This is a genomic window from Thermus sp. NEB1569 (assembly GCF_022385295.1).
Classification (GTDB): domain Bacteria; phylum Deinococcota; class Deinococci; order Deinococcales; family Thermaceae; genus Thermus; species Thermus scotoductus.
On record NZ_CP092445.1, the window covers coordinates 1,310,238 to 1,326,438 of the forward strand.

18 protein-coding genes and 1 tRNA gene are annotated in these 16,201 nt (G+C 65.2%); 7 read left to right on the forward strand and 12 right to left on the reverse strand.

Annotated features, from left to right (window positions below):
* Positions 1–8: 8 nt before the first annotated feature.
* From MI302_RS07510 to ychF, 10 genes are all read right to left on the reverse strand, one after another.
* Positions 9–770: a DUF4388 domain-containing protein gene (locus MI302_RS07510; protein ID WP_239725358.1), complete on the reverse strand. Its 762-nt coding sequence runs from the start codon at positions 768–770 to the stop codon at positions 9–11.
* Complete coding sequence (locus MI302_RS07515; protein ID WP_239725359.1) at positions 746–1,534, reverse strand: fructosamine kinase family protein; 789 nt, start codon at positions 1,532–1,534, stop codon at positions 746–748. Before MI302_RS07515 ends, MI302_RS07510 begins: the two co-directional genes overlap by 25 nt.
* Complete coding sequence (locus tag MI302_RS07520; RefSeq protein ID WP_239725360.1) at positions 1,512–2,003, reverse strand: low molecular weight protein-tyrosine-phosphatase; 492 nt, start codon at positions 2,001–2,003, stop codon at positions 1,512–1,514. Before MI302_RS07520 ends, MI302_RS07515 begins: the two co-directional genes overlap by 23 nt.
* Before the next feature lie 13 nt (positions 2,004–2,016).
* Positions 2,017–3,564: a sensor histidine kinase gene (locus tag MI302_RS07525; RefSeq protein ID WP_239725361.1), complete on the reverse strand. Its 1,548-nt coding sequence runs from the start codon at positions 3,562–3,564 to the stop codon at positions 2,017–2,019.
* A complete protein-coding gene (locus MI302_RS07530) occupies positions 3,557–4,312 on the reverse strand; it encodes an RNA methyltransferase (RefSeq protein WP_126204467.1) in 756 nt (251 codons plus the stop codon). Before MI302_RS07530 ends, MI302_RS07525 begins: the two co-directional genes overlap by 8 nt.
* Positions 4,313–4,334: 22 nt before the next feature.
* A complete protein-coding gene (locus MI302_RS07535; protein WP_239725362.1) occupies positions 4,335–6,473 on the reverse strand; it encodes a transglycosylase domain-containing protein in 2,139 nt (712 codons plus the stop codon).
* Positions 6,474–6,493: 20 nt separating this feature from the next.
* Positions 6,494–6,853: a hypothetical protein gene (locus MI302_RS07540; RefSeq protein WP_019551305.1), complete on the reverse strand. Its 360-nt coding sequence runs from the start codon at positions 6,851–6,853 to the stop codon at positions 6,494–6,496.
* A 29-nt stretch (positions 6,854–6,882) separates the two neighbouring features.
* Positions 6,883–8,040, reverse strand: coding sequence for a transposase (locus MI302_RS07545; RefSeq protein ID WP_239725363.1), 1,158 nt, complete (start codon positions 8,038–8,040; stop codon positions 6,883–6,885).
* A gap of 149 nt (positions 8,041–8,189) precedes the next feature.
* Positions 8,190–8,263, reverse strand: a tRNA-Gln gene (locus tag MI302_RS07550).
* Between the two features lie 109 nt (positions 8,264–8,372).
* Positions 8,373–9,497 carry a redox-regulated ATPase YchF gene (ychF, locus tag MI302_RS07555; protein ID WP_239725364.1) on the reverse strand — a complete coding sequence of 375 codons (1,125 nt, stop codon included), beginning with the start codon at positions 9,495–9,497 and terminating at the stop codon, positions 8,373–8,375.
* Positions 9,498–9,570: 73 nt separating this feature from the next.
* Here ychF and deoC point away from each other — a divergent pair, with 73 nt between their 5' ends.
* From deoC to minC, 7 genes are read left to right on the forward strand one after another with little or no spacing between them, the layout of a single operon-like run.
* A complete protein-coding gene (gene deoC, locus MI302_RS07560) occupies positions 9,571–10,254 on the forward strand; it encodes a deoxyribose-phosphate aldolase (RefSeq protein ID WP_019551303.1) in 684 nt (227 codons plus the stop codon).
* The gene (locus tag MI302_RS07565; RefSeq protein WP_239725365.1) at positions 10,244–11,398 is read left to right on the forward strand and encodes a phospholipase D-like domain-containing protein; all 1,155 of its coding nucleotides are present in this window, start codon (positions 10,244–10,246) and stop codon (positions 11,396–11,398) included. The genes deoC and MI302_RS07565 overlap by 11 nt, the downstream gene beginning before the upstream one ends.
* Positions 11,374–11,976: a nucleoside triphosphate pyrophosphatase gene (locus MI302_RS07570; protein WP_026329087.1), complete on the forward strand. Its 603-nt coding sequence runs from the start codon at positions 11,374–11,376 to the stop codon at positions 11,974–11,976. The genes MI302_RS07565 and MI302_RS07570 overlap by 25 nt, the downstream gene beginning before the upstream one ends.
* Positions 11,973–12,761 carry a rod shape-determining protein MreC gene (gene mreC, locus MI302_RS07575; protein ID WP_239725366.1) on the forward strand — a complete coding sequence of 263 codons (789 nt, stop codon included), beginning with the start codon at positions 11,973–11,975 and terminating at the stop codon, positions 12,759–12,761. The genes MI302_RS07570 and mreC overlap by 4 nt, the downstream gene beginning before the upstream one ends.
* Entirely contained in the window at positions 12,758–13,216 is a 459-nt protein-coding gene (gene mreD / locus MI302_RS07580) for a rod shape-determining protein MreD (protein ID WP_239725367.1), read from the forward strand. Before mreC ends, mreD begins: the two co-directional genes overlap by 4 nt.
* Positions 13,213–14,958 carry a penicillin-binding transpeptidase domain-containing protein gene (locus MI302_RS07585; RefSeq protein WP_239725368.1) on the forward strand — a complete coding sequence of 582 codons (1,746 nt, stop codon included), beginning with the start codon at positions 13,213–13,215 and terminating at the stop codon, positions 14,956–14,958. The genes mreD and MI302_RS07585 overlap by 4 nt, the downstream gene beginning before the upstream one ends.
* A 9-nt stretch (positions 14,959–14,967) precedes the next feature.
* Positions 14,968–15,495, forward strand: coding sequence for a septum site-determining protein MinC (gene minC, locus MI302_RS07590; protein WP_015717412.1), 528 nt, complete (start codon positions 14,968–14,970; stop codon positions 15,493–15,495).
* Here minC and MI302_RS07595 read toward each other — a convergent pair.
* Together MI302_RS07595 and MI302_RS07600 are read right to left on the reverse strand one after the other, a co-directional pair.
* Positions 15,482–15,919, reverse strand: coding sequence for a DUF420 domain-containing protein (locus MI302_RS07595; RefSeq protein ID WP_239725369.1), 438 nt, complete (start codon positions 15,917–15,919; stop codon positions 15,482–15,484). The genes minC and MI302_RS07595 overlap by 14 nt on opposite strands.
* A complete protein-coding gene (locus tag MI302_RS07600; RefSeq protein ID WP_015717414.1) occupies positions 15,916–16,194 on the reverse strand; it encodes a hypothetical protein in 279 nt (92 codons plus the stop codon). Before MI302_RS07600 ends, MI302_RS07595 begins: the two co-directional genes overlap by 4 nt.
* Positions 16,195–16,201 lie beyond the last annotated feature (7 nt).

The following is a 16,201-nucleotide window of genomic DNA, read 5'->3' on the forward strand; positions in this document are numbered from 1 at the left end:
ACCATGCTTCACACTTCCGGCCACACCAAGACCTCCTCCCCCACCTGAAGCCCGTGGAAGAGAAGCAGCTCCGGCGCAAGGCGGATCTCCACCCCTAAGCCCTCCGCACCTTCCACAAGAAGGAGTACTTCTTTCTGGGCCTTCGCCCTTACCCGCTGAAAGGGGCCGTAATGCTCCCGCCAAGAGGAAAGCAGCAAGGCATCCACCTGCGCCCCCTGCCGCCCCAGGGCCACCCGAAGCCGGGCCGTGCGCGGCACCCGGGGGAATACCTCCACCAGGCGCAGCCGGGCCAGGTGGCCCAGGCGCCTCAGGACCTCCCCCAGGGACAGGGCCAGGCGGGAGGCCAGGTCCAGGGGGCTTTGGCCACTGCCCAGGGCCAGGAGGAGGGAAAGCTCCACGGGGTCCAGGGTGCTTTGGACCGCCTGGGCCCGGGACCCCGGCCGCACCAGGTCAAAGGGACCCACCTCCACCCGCTCGTCCAGGAGGCGGATCGCTTGCAAGAGGGAGGCCTCGAGGGGGCCTTCCAGGGAACTCAAGGGAGGGCGCACGGCAAGCAAGAAGCGAAAGCGCCCCTCCTTCAACGCCAGCACCTCCAGCAAGGCCTCCTGCCCCACCTTCTCCCCGAACACCGCATGGACGGGCCGGCCCTGCTCCAGGTAAACCTCCCCCCTTCCACCCCCTGCCTCCACGGCAAAAACCCCGGTCTTCCCCCCCTGGGCGAGGAGTTGCAGCCAGTCAATGGGACCTAAGAGGCGGAAATCGCCTTCCATAGGGAACCGAGGTAGCCCTTGCCGAAGAAGTGCACGTGGGCCAGGAGGTAGTAGACCTGGTACTGGGGCAGGGCCTCCTCCACCTCCTCCGGAATGGGGTATAGTGCCTGGTAAGCCTGCCAGAAAACTTTGGGAAACCCTCCGAATAGGCGCATCATGGCCAGGTCCACCCCCCGCTCCCCCACGAAAAAGGAAGGATCCAAGAGGGCAGGTCCCTCCGGGGTAAACCGAAGGTTGCCGTGCCAAAGATCCCCGTGCAGGGGTGCAGGCCCCTCGGCGGGCAGGGGCCTCTGAAAGAGGGCTTCCACCCTGGGACCAAGGCCCTCGAGGCGGTCCCAAGTGGCCTGCAAGAGAGGCTCTATGCGCCGCGAAAAGAAGAACTCCGTCCACTCCCTCCCCTCCCCGCCCGGCAGGGGAAAGGTGCCCAAAAACCCCGCCTCGGCCCGGTAAACCGCTTCGCGCTGGCGGTGTAGCCCCGCCAACATGCGGGCCAGGCCCTCCCAATCGGGTGGTCCTTCCGGCAGATATTCCAGGATCAATCCCTCTTCCGAGGCAAAGAATACCCGGGGCACCCGCACCCCCCGCTCGGCCAGGGCCTTAAGCTCCCGGGCTTCCGCGGGGAAGAGGCCTAAAGGTGGGTTCGGCGCAAGCTTCACCACATAGGCCCCCAGGCGGTATACCCGGGAAATATCCCCACCGTAGAGGGACTGAGGCACACCCTTGGCCTCAAGCCCCGCCCGTTCAAGAAGTTTCCTGGGGTCCATCCTCCCCCAAAAGGCGGTTCAGGAAAGCCCTGGCAGCCGCTTCCACCATCCAGTAGACCTCTTGGCAGTCCTCCAGGTCCCCGTAGTACGGGTCCGGCACCTCCCCCCCGCCCAGGTAGTCCAGGAGGGGGTGGACCTTCTCCCTGGCCTCGGGGAAACGCCTTTGTACCTCCACCAGGTTCTCCCGGTCCATCACCAGGATGTGGTCGTAGTGGAGGGCATCCTCCCGGGTCATCTGCCGGGCCACATGGGGAAAGTAGGCCCCTTCCCGCTCCAGCACCTTGCGGGCCCGGGGATCCATGGGCTCCCCGGCGTGCCAAGCCCCCGTGCCGGCGGAATCCACCTCAAACCGGGCCTCGAGGCCCCGCTCCCGGATGAGTTTGCGGAACGCTCCTTCCGCCATGGGGCTTCGGCAGATATTCCCCAAGCAGACAAAAAGCACCCGTACGGGACGGTCCATGCCTCCCATGATACGCAGGTCCTCAGTAAGGAACCTCCGCCACCACCTCCGTACCCTTTCCCGGCTCCGAACGCACCTGGAAGCGCCCACCCCGGGCCTCCACCCGCTCCCGCATCTGCGTGAGGCCAAACCCACCTAAGCCCTGGGCCTCGGCGTTTTGGAACCCCTTCCCGTTGTCCCGCACCACCAGCCGCGCCCCCCGCTCCCCCAAGGAGAGGAGTTCCACCTCCACCCGGCTGGGCTTGCCGTGCTTGGCGGCATTGGTGAGGGCCTCCTGCAGAACCCGGAAGAGGACCAGCTCGCTGGCCTGGGAAAGCCCCACTCCCTCCGGCAAGGCAAGCTGCACCCGAAAGCCCGCCTGCTCGGCAAAGGCCTGGGCGTAGCGGCGCACGGATTCCAGGAAGCCGTAGCGCTCCAGGTCGATGGGCCTCAGGGCGAAGATGCTCCGGCGCACCTCCCGGATCTGCGCCCTCAGGGTCTCCTTCACCTCGGCCAAGGCCTTCAGGGCCGCCTCCTGGTCCTTGGCAAGAAGCCTCTCCGCCAGATCCAGCTTCAAGGCCATGAAGGCCAGGCTCTGGGCAATGCCGTCGTGGATCTCCCGGGCGATGCGGGTGCGCTCCTCGTTGATGGCCAGCTCCTCCGCCCTGAGGTACGCCTGGGCGTTGCGCACCGCCAAGGCCACCTGGGAGGCCAGGAAGGAGAGGAAAGGAATCCGCCGGGAAAGGCCCTTGCCCTTAAGGACCAGCACCCCCACCGTCTCCCTGGCCTTTAGGGGCAGGGCCAGGGTTTCCTCATCCACGAACACCGGCCCCTCGAGGCTCCCCTTCCAAACGCCATCCGGCAGGAAGGGATGGGAGGGCAGGGCCAGGTTCCGCACCACCCGGGGTACCAAAAACCCCTCCTCGTCCATCAGGAGAACCCCACCCCCCTCCGCCTCCGCCCAGGCCTGGATCCGCTCCAGAAGCCCTTCCAGGAGGCGGTCCAGGTTGGCCTCCGCCTTAAGGGCCTGGTCCACCTCAAAGAGGGTAAGGCGGTCCCGGCTTCGGGCCACCACGGATTGCAGGGCCCCGGCCACCTCGTGGGCCAGCACTTCTAGAAAGACCCTTTCCGGCTCCGGAGGGCAGGCTTCCAGGTACCCTTTCAAACCCGGAAGCTCCACCCGCATCCCCCCGCATTCCTCCCCGGCATGGACCCCCTCGGCCTCGAGGGCCACAGGGTACCCCAGGGTCTCCCCCAAAGCCCGGGCGATGCGGGAGACCGCCTCCTCCAGGTTCTCGCTCTCCAAGGCCTCGCGGAACACCCGCCCTGCCGCCAAAAGGCGGCGGTTAGCCTCCTCCAAAGCCCTTCCCGCCCGCACCTTCTCCAGGGTTTCCTGGGCGATCCACTCCAGCACCGCATAGGTGACCAGAGGCCCCACCAGGCCGTAAAAGCCAAGCCGTAGCCAGAGAAGGCTATCCACGTGCCGGTAGGGCAGAAGGGCCAGCTCAAAGACCACCACCACCGAGGCGATCAGGGGCGGCAAAAGCCGCTGGGCCAGGCGCACCAATCGGTAAAGGCTGTGGCTAACCATCCTTCCCCTTCGTACCCTTCTTTTTCAGGGCGGAGGCTACCGCATACCGGCTTTGATGCAGAAGCCCCCTGAGAAGCTGCACCTCCCCAGGGGAAAGCTGGGCCTTGTGGAAGATGCGCCGCAGGCGGCGCATGGCGTAAGGGTGGCGGTGTTCGTCGGTGAACCCGATCTCCAGCACATACCGCCCCAAATCGGCGAAGAATCCCTCGAGGGCCGCCACATCCGCCAGTTCCCCCTGGGATACCGTACTGCCCTGCTGCAACCAGGCCTGGTAAAGCTCGTAGGCAAAGACCACCACCGCCTGGGCCAGGTTCAAGGAAGGCTGCTCAGGAGCGGTGGGGATGGTCCCGATGAGGTGGGCCAGGTCCAGCTCCTCGTTGGTGAGCCCAAAGGTTTCCCGGCCAAAGACCAGGGCAACCTCTCCCCTTATGGAAAGCACGTGGGCCGGCACCTCCCGGGCCGTCACCACCGGGGCCGGGTAGAGTTCCCGGGGCCTTCCCGTGGTGGCCACCACGAAGCTCACCCCCTGGAGGGCCTCCCCAAGGCTTCCCACCGCCACCGCCCGGTCCAGCACCTCCTCGGCATGCACCGCCAGCCAGTAGGCCTCCCGGGCCCACGGAGGGCCCACCCGGGGCGAGGGATTCACCAGGTAAAGCCGCGAAAGGCCAAAGTTCCGCATAGCCCGGGCCACCGCCCCCACGTTCATGGGCTCCTGGGGTTCCACCAAGACGATGCGCACGCGTTCCAGCACAGCCTCCTCCTCGAGGTCCTCACTGCCCAGGTGGGGGAGTAGGGGAAGCCTCCTCGTTAGAACCCGGAGGGTAGTCCGTAGGCGCCACCCCAGCCGGGGGGGCTTCCTGAAGAAGCCCCGTTCCCTCCGAGGGCGAAGCCTGCAGGGGAAGCACGGGTACCTTCCCCTGGGGGAACCAGACCTTTACCCCTTCCTGGGAAGGCTGGCCTGAGAGGAGATCCATCCCCACCTGCACCAGGCCTGCAGGCGGGGGGAAATCCCCTCCAGGCCTTCCCCTCAGGGCCCCCGCCACGAACTCCCGCCAGATGGGGGGGTTGACCACGGAGCTGGAAGGCTCCCTCCCTCCCATGCGCAAGGGCTTGTTGTCATCCCGGCCCACCCAGACCACTGCGGAAAGCCCTCGAGTCACCCCGGCAAACCACAGGTCCCGGGCCTCGTTGGTGGTGCCGGTCTTTCCCCCCACCACCCGCCCGGGGATGCGGGCCCCTTTGGCCAGACCCTTTTCCCCCAGGTCGTAGACATATCCCTTCAGGAGGTCCCACCCCTGGTAGGCCACCTGGGGATCAAAGAGGCGCTGCCGTTCCGGAAGAGCCTGGTAAAGCACCTGCCCTTGGGCATCCTCCACCCGCTTCACGTAGATGGGAGTAACCCGGTAACCCCCGTTGGCAAAGGCGGCATAGGCCGCCGCCAGGTCCACCGGGGTGATGGAGGCTCCCCCGATGGCGATGGCCAGGGTGGGATACTTCACCGCAAAACCCGCCTGGGACAGTTTTCTCGCCACCTTCTCCACCCCTATGGCCTGGGCGGTGTAGATGGCGGGCAGGTTGAGGGAGAGGTCCAAGGCATAGCGCACGGTGATCTCCCGGTTAAGAAAGGTGCCGGAGAAGTTCTTGGGCCGCCATACCCCTCCCTTCTGGCTGGGATCGGGAAACTCCAGGGGGCGATCGGGAACCAAGGTGGCCTGGGTCCAACCCTCCTCCAAGGCGGTGGCGTAGACAAAGGGTTTCACCGCACTCCCGGGGTTGCGCAGGGCCCGGGTGGCCCGGTTGTACTCATCCCCCTCCCGCCTTACCCCCCCCACCAGGGCCAGCACCTCCCCCGTTTCGGGATCCAGGCCCACGATGGCCAGCTCCGCCCCCTCCGGCAGCCTGGCTCCCTTGGCCGCGGCCTCCGCCGCCCGTTGCATGGCTGGGTCCAAGGTGGTGTACACCTTAAGCCCCCCCTCGCCGTAGACCTTTTCCTTCCCGAAGCGGGCCTCGAGGAAGCGGCGCACCTCGAGGACGAAATGGGGGGCCATCCGGTAGTCCAGCTGCCTGAGGATGCGGGCCTCAGGATCCACCAGCCTGGCCTCCAGGAGGTTTCCCTCCCCGTCGTAGCGCACCTCCCACCCCTTGGGGGCAAGGGGCTCCCGCCAGGCAGCCTCGGCCACCTCCGGGCTCACCCAGCCCTCGGCCACCATCTGGTCCAGAAGCAGGCGCATCCGCTCCCGCACCCCCTTCAGGTCCTGGTAGCGGGCGTTGGGAGCCGGGATCAAGGAGGCCAAATAGAGGCCTTCTGCCAGGGTCAAGGCAGCAGGGTCCTTACCGAAATAGGCTTCCGCCGCCCCCTTGATGCCCACGGCGTTGCCTCCCCAGGGCACCACGTTCAGGTACATCTCCAGGATCTCCTCCTTGGTGTAGCGCCTCTCCAGCTCGAGGGCCAGGGCCCACTCCTTGAACTTGCGCTCCAGGGAACGGGCCTGGGCCAGCTCCTTGAGGAGGGTGTTTTTGATCACCTGGGTAGTGATGGTGCTCCCCCCCTGAAGATCTCCCCGAAGGATGGCGTAGAGAGCCCCTAGAAGGCGCACGAAATCCACTCCATAGTGCTGGAAATACCGGCGGTCCTCCGAAAAAACCACCGCCGCCACCGCCGCCGGGGAAACCTCAGAAAGCCGCACCAGGCTCCGGTGGATGGCCCTTCCCTCCTCCACGCTGGCGATCTGGGCCAAGGGGGTGCCGTCCCGGGCGTAGAGGGTGGAGGTGGCGGTGAGGTGCAGCCGATCAAACTGGGAGAGGTCGGGAAGCTGGCGGGTGTAGGCGTACGCCAGATACCCCAGGGCCAGGCCTGCGCCCGCAAGAAGTCCGGCCAGGGACAGGAGGAGGAAGCGGAGCACCCGCACGGCCCTCAGTTTACATGGGCCTACCCCAAACCCAAAAAGCGGAATAGCTTGTCCCGGGTGAGGGGTTTTTCTATGGCCATCACTCGCACCACCTCGGCGGTAGTCCTAAGCTTTTCGGTGGGCTCTATGAGCACCGCCAAGGGCACCTCCTTAAGCCGGCGCACATGCCGGATGCGCGCGGCCACGGCAAAGGGATCCACGTCCAGATCCTGGTCCAAAAGCACATACCTGGGCGTGTGGTCCAACAGCCAAAAGAGGCCTTCCCGGGCCAGGTTAAAGTGGCGTACGGGCACATCCCGCTCCGAGAGAACCAGGTCCACGTAGGCCCGTAGGGCCTCGTTGCGGCTTAATAGGAGAAGGCCCGGATAATCCGACGCCACGGGGCCAGTTTATGTGACGACTCCCCGGACTAAAGTCCGGGGCTTCTCGGGGTGTTTCCCTGCGGGAAAGCACGCGGGGTCTCCCCCGAAGGCCCCGTCCAGGCCTTTGCCAGGATGTTTTGAGCGGCGGCCACATCCCGGTGGAGAAGCGCCCCACACTGGGGACAGGTGTACGCCCGCACCCAGAGAGGCTTCTTCTCCCTATGGCCGCACACCGGGCAGTCCTGGCTGGTGTACTTGGGGTCTACCTTGATGACTCGCCTACCAGCTTCCGCCGCTTTGTAGGCGAGGATTGCGAGAAACTGGGCCCAGCCCGCATCCTGTACGCCCTTGGCTATATGGGAGCGGGAAAGGGCTTGAACGTTCAGGTCTTCGTGGACGATGGTTCCATAGCGGTTTACCAGCTTTCTGGCCACCTTGTGGTGGAAGTCCCTGCGCTGGTTGGCGATCTTGCGGTGCAGTCTGGCTACCCGCCTTCTGGCCTGACGGCGGCGGTTACTGCCCCGCTTTTTCCGGGCAAGGCTGCGCTGGGCGGTGGCGAGTTTAGCCTGCGCCTTCTGGAAGTACCGAGGGGCCTCGACCATCTCCCCTTCCGAGGTAACGAGGAAGTGGGGGTTGGTGCCCAGGTCTATGCCGATGGCCTCCTCGCTTGGAGGCAAAGGCTTGGGGTCCACCTCGGTGATGAAGATAATGTACCAATGCTCGCCTTCCCGCTTAACCGTCGCCGTCTTGATCTTCCCTTCCAAAGGGCGGTGGAGCTTGACCTTGACGGAGCCAATCCCGTAGAGGAGCACCCGCTTCCCGCCCTCCTGGAGCTTAACCCCGGTTACGTAGGCCTGGGGGAAGGTAAAGGAGTCGTAGCGCCCCTTCCCCTTGAAGCGGGGGTATCCCGCTTTCTGTCCCGCCTTGACCCTACGGAAGAAGCCCTTGAACGCCAGGTCCACCCGTTCGATGACGTTCTGCAAGACCTGGGAATGAATGTGCTTGTACTCCGGCAGCTCGGCCCGTATCTCGGGCAGATACCTCTTCTGTTCGTAGAAGCCGACAGTCCTCCCGGCCTTCTTGTAAGTATCCCTACGCTCCTGCAAGGCCGCGTTGTACAACTGGCGGCACAGTATCAGCGTCTTGTTCAAGTCCCGCTGTTGGGGCTGGGTGGGGTACAGGCGGTATTTGAAGGCTTTGCGCATGGCTGGCTTCTTCTACACAGTACCAAATCCGTGTCCACCTGTGGTGGACGTGGGGGAGTCCATGTATCCCCGGTTTAAAAACCGGGGGATTATAGCTCCCCCACACCCCCTCTTTTCTCTAAGGGTTGCGAAAAGGATGTGAAAAAATCTGGCTGGGGCGCGTGGACTCGAACCACGACCGGCGGATCCAAAGTCCGCTGTCCTGCCATTAGACGACGCCCCAGCGCACAAGGTGCCTGCCCTAAGGGGCAAAGCCACCCAGATTGTAGGGCAAAGAGGACCTCCCGTCAAATCCCCTTTTGAAGTTCGCCTTGACCCAAGTCCGGATGGGATCACACGTTGAAGAGAACGTAGAGGACATCCCCATCCTGGACCTCGTACTCCTTGCCCTCGAGGCGCACCCAACCCCTTTCCTTGGCCTTGGCCCATCCAGAAGCCTCCACCAGCTTGTCCCAGGGAATGACCTCAGCCCGGATGAAGCCCTTCTCCATGTCGGAGTGGATCTCCCCCGCCGCCTCCGGGGCCTTGGTTCCCCGGCGCACCGTCCAAGCCCGCACCTCCTTCTCCCCGGCGGTAAAGAAGGTGATGAGGCCAAGGGCCCTATACCCCGCCTGGGCCAGGCGCTGGAGGCCACTTTCCCTTAAGCCGTAGGCGGCGAGAAGCTCCCGTGCCTCCTCTGGGGAAAGCTCGGCCAGCTCCGCCTCCAGCCGGGCGGAAACCACCACCACCTCGGCCCCCTCGGCCTTGGCCCTTTCCCGCACCGCCTGCACATGGGGGTTGCCCTCCCCCTCGGGTAGGTCCTCCTCACCCACGTTGGCCACGTAGATCACCGGCTTGGCGGTGAGGAGGGGGGTTTCCTTAAGCAGGCGGCGAAGCTCGGCATCCTCTCCCTGCTCTCCGTTTAAGAGGAAGGTGCGGGCGGGCTTTCCCCCTTGCAGGTGGGTGTAAAGGGCCTCCGCCACCTCGAGGGTGGGGGCCAGGTCCCGGTTGGCCCGGGCCTCCTTCCTAAACCGCTCAAGCCGCCTTTCCCAGGTGGCGAGATCGGCCAGGAGAAGCTCGGTTTCCACCACCTCCGCATCCTCCAGGGGATCCACCCGGCCCATCACGTGCACCACATCGGGATCGGGAAAGCACCGGAGCACGTGGGCGATGGCCGCCACCTCGCGGATGTGGGCCAGAAACTGGTTGCCCAGGCCTTCCCCCTTGTGGGCTCCCTTGACCAGGCCCGCGATGTCCACAAACTCCACATGAGTGGGGACAACCGGAGGCTTGCGATCCCCCTTGGCAAATACCTCCTGCAAGGCGTAAAGCCTTTCGTCCTCCAGGGATACCACGCCCACGTTCTTGTCGATGGTGGCGAAGGGGTAGTTGGCCGCCAAAGCCTGTGCCCGGGTTAGGGCGTTAAAGAGGGTGGACTTGCCCACGTTGGGTAGACCGACGATTCCCACAGCCAGCATCTCGACCTCAAAAAAAGCCCCACCAAGGGGCCTCTTTTCATCCTATCACATCCCTTGCGTATGATGGCAGGGTATGGACCTGGCCGCCCACATTGACCACACCCTCTTAAAACCCACCGCCACCCCGGAGGAAATCCTGAAGGTGGCGGAGGAAGCCCTGGAACACGGGTTTTTCGGCCTCTGCATCCCTCCATCCTATGTCCCCCTGGTGCGGGAGCGTTACCCCCATGCTCCCTTTCGCCTGGTAACCGTGGTGGGCTTTCCCCTGGGCTACCAGGCCAAGGAAGTCAAGGCCCTCGAGGCAGCCTTGGCCCTCGCCCAGGGAGCCGATGAGGTGGATATGGTGATCCACCTGGGCCGGGCCTCGGCTGGGGATTACGCCTATATCGAGGAAGAAGTCCGCACCGTGCGCCAGGCAGCACCCAAGGCGGTGCTCAAGGTGATCCTGGAAACAGGCTACTTCACCCCTGAAGCCCAGGGTCAGCCCCGTAGGGGCTATCTTGAAAACCTGGCCGAGGCGGCCATCCAGGGCGGGGCCGACTTCCTGAAAACCTCCACCGGCTTTGGACCCCGGGGGGCCAGCCTGGAGGACGTGGAGCTCCTGGTAAGGGTGGCCCGGGGCCGGGCCCAGGTCAAGGCCGCAGGCGGCATCCGCAACCGGGAAACCGCCATCAAGCTCCTCGAGGCGGGGGCCACCCGGCTGGGTACCTCCAGTGGGGTGGCCCTGGTGAAGGGGGAAGATGGGGATGGGTACTAAAAGACGGCGGAAAAGGCCCACCCTGGCCGGGGTTCCTGGGTATTTAATACTCCTGGTCATCCTCCTCCTTTGGCTTTTCCAGGAGCTCCGTCCAGGCCTCCCCCCACCTCCCCCACAGGCGGAAGCAGGGGGCGTGGAGGTCTACTTCATGCCCCGGGAAGGGGAGGCGGCCAAGGCCCGGCTCATCGCCCTCATGGACGGAGCCAAGGAAAGCCTGGATGGGGCCTTCTACGAGTTTCGCGACCTGGAGATCGCCAAGGCCTTGCTCAGGGCCAAGGAGCGGGGGGTGAGGGTAAGGCTCTACGGGGAAAGCGATTACCGAAACGACTTCCGCCGCTACCTGGTGGGTGGGGCCTTGGGCCAGCAAGGGGAAACCCCCCGCATACCCCAGGCGGCCCTACGGGAGCGCATCCGGCCTTTGTCCCTGGACTGCGAGGAGATCGTGGGGATCCCTGTGTGCTTTGACGAACAGGGAGGCTTCATGCACCACAAGTTCTTGGTGGTGGACAGGCAGGCGGTCTGGACGGGAAGCGCCAACATGACCTGGAATGCCTTCGCCCGGAACAACGAAAACAGCCTCCTCCTGCCTTCTTTCACCCTGGCCCAAGGCTATGCCGGGGAGTTCACCGCCCTCTTCGAGGGCACCAAGGAAGGCCTAGGAAAACCAGTTGCCTTCCACCTTTCCCCGGAAAAGGGCATACCGGCCGAGGGCACCGCCTACTTCAGCCCCAAAGGGGGTGCGCTGGGCCGGGAGGCTCTTCTGGAAAGGCTCAGGGCTGCCAGGAAAGAAATCCTGGTGGCGGCCTTCGTGCTCACGGACCGGGGGGTGGTGGAATCCCTGGTCCAGGCCCAGAAGAGAGGGGTGGGGGTGCAGGTCCTGTTGGAAACCCGCAACCTTGGGGATAGCCGGGAAGAGGACCTCCTGCGGGCCGGCGTGGCGGTACGGAAGGACGGCAACCCCTACACCCTCCACCACAAGGTGATGGTGATCGACGGTACCTTTGTGATCACGGGAAGCTACAATTTCACCGCCAGGGCCTGGCAAGTGAACAACGAGAACCTTCTGATCCTGCAAAGCCCCGCCCTGGCGGAACGCTACCGGGAGGAGATCCTAAGCTTATGGCGGGAAGGGCAACCCCTTTAGTGCTGACCCTGGCCTCGGGAAGCCCCAGGCGCAGGGCTCTCCTCGAGGCATTGTTCGCTACGCGAAGCAGCGAGGCCCTGGGCTTCCCCCTTAAGGTGGTGCCCCCAAGGGTGGAGGAAGCTGGGGAAGACCTTCCCCAAGACCCCAGGGAGCTGGCCCTAGCCCTGGCCCGGCGCAAAGGGGAGGAGGTGCCGGGGGAGTGGGTGCTGGCGGCGGATACCGTGGTGGACCTGGACGGCCAGGTCCTCGGTAAACCCAGGGATGGGGTGGAAAACCACCTCTTCCTCCGCCTCCTCTCCGGGAGAACCCACCTGGTCCACACCGCCATCTACCTGCGCACCCCTCAGGATTTGGTGGTGGAGGTGCACACCACCCGGGTCCGCTTCCGCAACCTTTCCGAAGAAGAAATCGCCTGGTACGTGCAGAGCGGCGAAGGCCTGGACAAGGCAGGGGGCTACGGGGCCCAAGGCCTGGGAATGGCCCTCCTGGAGGGAATCGAGGGGGATTTCTACACGGTGGTGGGCCTGCCCGTGGCCCGGGTCTTCGCCCTCCTCTGGGAAAGGGGGTTCAGGCCGTGAGGGAAGTGGCCTTGCGACGGGGGATCTTCCTCCTCCTCCTGGCCTTGGGCCTGGCGATGGCGGCCCTAACGCGCCCCCTTGCCCCCCGCCTTTCCCTCACCCTTTCCCCCCTCACCGCTCCCCTGCCCGCCCTGGGCCACCGCCTAGGGCAGAACTTGAGGGCTGCCTCCGCCATTCTGCTGAACCGCCAGGACCTCTACGGGGAAAACCGCTCCCTGAAGGCCCAGCTCGCCCAGCTGGAAAGCGAGAATCGAAGGCTTCGCCTCGAGGTGGAACGCCTTTCCCGGGCTCTCAAGGTGCAGGCCTCGCAGGCCCCCGGGGTGGTGGCGGTGGCCCCGGTGGTGGGGGAGGACCTCTCCGGCCTTTACCGCCGCCTGATCCTGGGCCTAGGGGAGCGGGATGGCCTCCGGGTGGGCATGCCGGTGACCGCCCCGGAAGGGCTGGTGGGGCTCATCGTGGAGGTGGAGGAACGCCGGGCCCTGGTGCGCACTCTCCTGGACCCGGAAAGCCAGGTGGGCGTGCGGCCGGAAAAGGCCCCGGGGCGGGGAGTGGCCCGGGGGGTTCCCCCTGACCACCTGGTGGCGGAGTTTCCCCCCACGGTCCAGGTGGCTCCGGGAGACCTCCTGCTCACCGGAGCTCCCTTGGGCCTTTTCCCGGACGGGATCCCCGTGGGCCGGGTGGAACGCCTCGAGCGCGTCCAAGGCGGTTTAAAGCTACGGGCCTGGGTCAAGCCTCTGGTGGAGCTTTCCCTACTGGAGGAGGTTATCGTGCTGAGGCCCTTATGATAGGGATTCTTCTCCTTTTCACCCTTGTGCTCTCCGGATTCCTAGGAGCCCTCTGGCCCCAGGGGTTGATGGCCCCGGACCTCTTCCTGATCCTGGCCCTCCTTTATGCCCGTAGCCTTCCCTATTACCTGGGCCTCCCTTGGGCCTTTTTCCTTGGGCTTGTGCAGGACCTCTTGGGCTACGGGCTTTTGGGCCTCCATGCGGTGGGGCTCCTGAGCGCTAGCTACGCCTTCTATGCGGCAAGCCGCCGCCTGGCCCCCGGTGAGGCCCCCGGGGTCCTCTTCGCCTACCTTTGGGCCTTCCTGGCCAAGTGGGGAGGGTACTTCTTGGTGGCCTACTGGCTCCGCCTCGAGCTTCCTCCCCTAAGCCTTTTGGACCTCCTCCTCGAGGGGCTTTTCACCCTTCCCTTCGCCCTCTTGGCCTGGCGCCTTCTGCCCTCCCCCCGACGACCATGACCAGCCGGCTTTACGCCCTCATGTTCTTCTTTCTCTTGGCCTTCGGCCTCCTGGCCCTCAGGGCCTGGCAGCTTCAAGTATTGGAACACGAGAAATACGCTCTGAGGAGCCAGGGCAACTACCTGAAGACCGAGGGCATTCCTGCCCCCAGGGGCCGCATCCTAGACCGCAAGGGGCGGGTGATCGCCCAGGACCGGCTGGTGGTGGACCTGGTGTACGAGGGAGGCGAGGTGGCCTTCAAGGAAAGGCTCCTCCCCCTCCTGGGCTTGAAGGAACTCCCCAAGGTCCAAGGCCCCACGGTCCTCAAGGCAGGGGTACCCGAACACCTCCTGCCCACCCTGGCGGAGATCGCCGCTGGGCAGAAGAACCTCAAGCTGGTGGAGCGCATCGAGCGCTCCTACCCTAACCCCATCTCGGGCCCCGTCCTGGGGTATGTGCTTCAGGCCAATGCCGAGCAGGTGAAGCGGGGATATAGCCCCGACGAGCAAGTGGGCCAGGCAGGCCTCGAGGCTGCCCTCGAGGCCTACCTCCGGGGCAAGCGCGGGGTGAAGGCGGTGGAGGTCAACGTCCGGGGCGAGCGCCTCAGGGAAACCATCCTGGAGGAACCCACCCCGGGGCAGGATGTGGTCCTCACCCTGGACCTGGACCTCCAGCGAGCAGCGGAAAAGGCCCTGGAGGAAGCCCTGGCCGACATCAACGCCGGGCGGAGGTCCAAGGGTCTTCCCCCCGCCACCCGGGTCAAGGGAGCCATCGTGGCCCTGAATCCCAAAACGGGAGAGGTTCTGGCCATGGCCAGCGCCCCATCCTTCGATCCGAGCCTTTTCGCCAAGCGGCCCGTACCCCAGGAGGTCCAGACCCTTCTTAAGGACAAGGACCTTCCCCTTCTGAACCGGGCGGTGCAACCCTACACTCCAGGATCCACCTTCAAGCTGGCCACCAGCTACACCCTTCTGGAAGAGGGGTACGTGAGCCCCTCCACCACCTTCCGGTGCAGCCCCTACATCGTCTTTGGAGGCCAGGTGCGCCGCAACTGGGCCACCCGGGATATGGGCCCCATGACGGTCAAGGAGGCCATCGCCTGGAGCTGCAACACCTGGTACTACCAGGCGGTGGCCCAGGACCCCCTGGGGGTGGTGGACCGCCTGGCGGCGAGGGCCCGCCTTCTGGGCCTAGGGGAAGCTACCGGGCTGGAAATCGCCGAGCGAACGGGGCTTCTCCCCACCCGGGTATGGAAGCGGGAGACCTTCAAAGAGCCCTGGTACCCGGGGGAAACCCTTTCCCTGGCCATCGGGCAGGGCCCCCTCCTCACCACCCCAGCCCAGGTGGCCCGGATGCTCTCCACCATCGTCAACAGCGGAGAGAAACCCACCCTCCACCTGGTCAAACGCCTCGGCCCAAGGGAGGTGAAACCCCGTCTTGAACCGATTCCCGGACGTTTCTGGACAATCCTTCAAGAGGGCCTACGAAAGACCGTGAAGGAGGGTACCGCCCGCCATATCCTCGGGAACTTTCCCGTGCCCACCGGCGGCAAAACGGGCACCGCAGAAACCCCAGGCAAGCGGGCGGGCCTCGAGCACGCCTGGTACATGGGTTACGGCCCCGCTGAACCTGGCTCCCCCTACCCTCCCCTGGTGGTGGTGGCCTTCTTTGAAAACGGGGGAGAGGGAAGCCGCGTGGCCCTTCCTGCGGTGCGCAAGGTCATGGCCGCCTACTGGCAGGTGGAGGAAGCTCAGGCCAGGTAGAATAGCGTCATGCGCCTCCGCGCCACCCCCAAAGCCTTAGCCCTGCGCCTGGATGGGGGGGAAACCCCGGAAGAAATCCAGAACCTCAAGCTGCCCGAAGACCTTCCCCTCGAGGTGGAGGTGGCCGGGCCTGTATCCGGAAAGGTGCTGGAAGCCCTCCTGGAGCTAGGCCGGCCCCTTACCCTGATCCCTCCCAGAAACCGCCTTCCCGCAGGCACCCTGGTCCTCAGCAAGACCCTGCGTTCCGGCGAACGGGTGGAGCACCCCGGCACCGTGGTGGTTCTGGGCGACGTGAACCCCGGGGCCGAGGTGGTGGCGGGAGGGGATGTCATCGTGGTGGGCAAGCTGCGCGGCCTCGCCCATGCCGGCGCTGGTGGGGACGAGGAGCGCTTCATCTTCGCCCTGGAGCTGGCCGCCAAGCAGGTGCGCATCGGCGCCCACTTGGCCCAGGCACCAGAGGAACAGGACACCCAGAGCCCCGAGATCGCCCGGGTCCAGGAAGGAAAGATCGTGGTGGAGCCTGCTAGAAAGCGATAGTGCCTGTCTCCACCCCGTAGCGCTTCAGCACCAGGTAAATAACCCAACCCGATACAGCCACATACAGCCAAATGGGCACCAACACCCTGGCCCAACGCTTGTGCAGGATGAACTCCCCCCTAAAAGCCCTCCAGATCACGTAAAGGGCCAAGGGGCCGTTGATGGCGGCCAAAAGGGTGTGGGTGATGAGGAGGAGGTAGTAAGCCCCCCGCCAGGCCTCCGGCCCCCCGTAGGCGGTGGTGCCGTAAAGGGCCCACCTGGCAAGATAGAACACCAGGAAAAGGAGGGCCAAGGAAGTGGCCGTCAACATGGCCCGATGGTGGGCCACCCTGTTCCCCTTCTTGATCAGGACGACCCCCGTCACCAGGGCCAACCCGGAAAGCACGATGCTCCAAACCGCCAGGAAACCCAAAAGCTCCTTCACCGCTTTCCCTCCCCTAGCCGCTCACCCAGAAGCCGAACGGGCTCCAGCTTCGCCGTGCGCGCATAGCTATAACCCCTGAGGAAATCCTCCTCCTGGCCCAATAGCTGGTACAGCCTAAGGTAGGCCACGGCCAAAAGTCCATCCCGCTCCCGCCCTGGGGGAAGCCGGTGGAGAAGCCTGACGATCTCGCGGAACCTGGGAACCTGGCTGGCCTCGAGGGAAGTTCCCCTCAACGCCCGGGCCAAGTCCGCCAAGGTATCGCCGTTAGGCCTCATAGCCCCC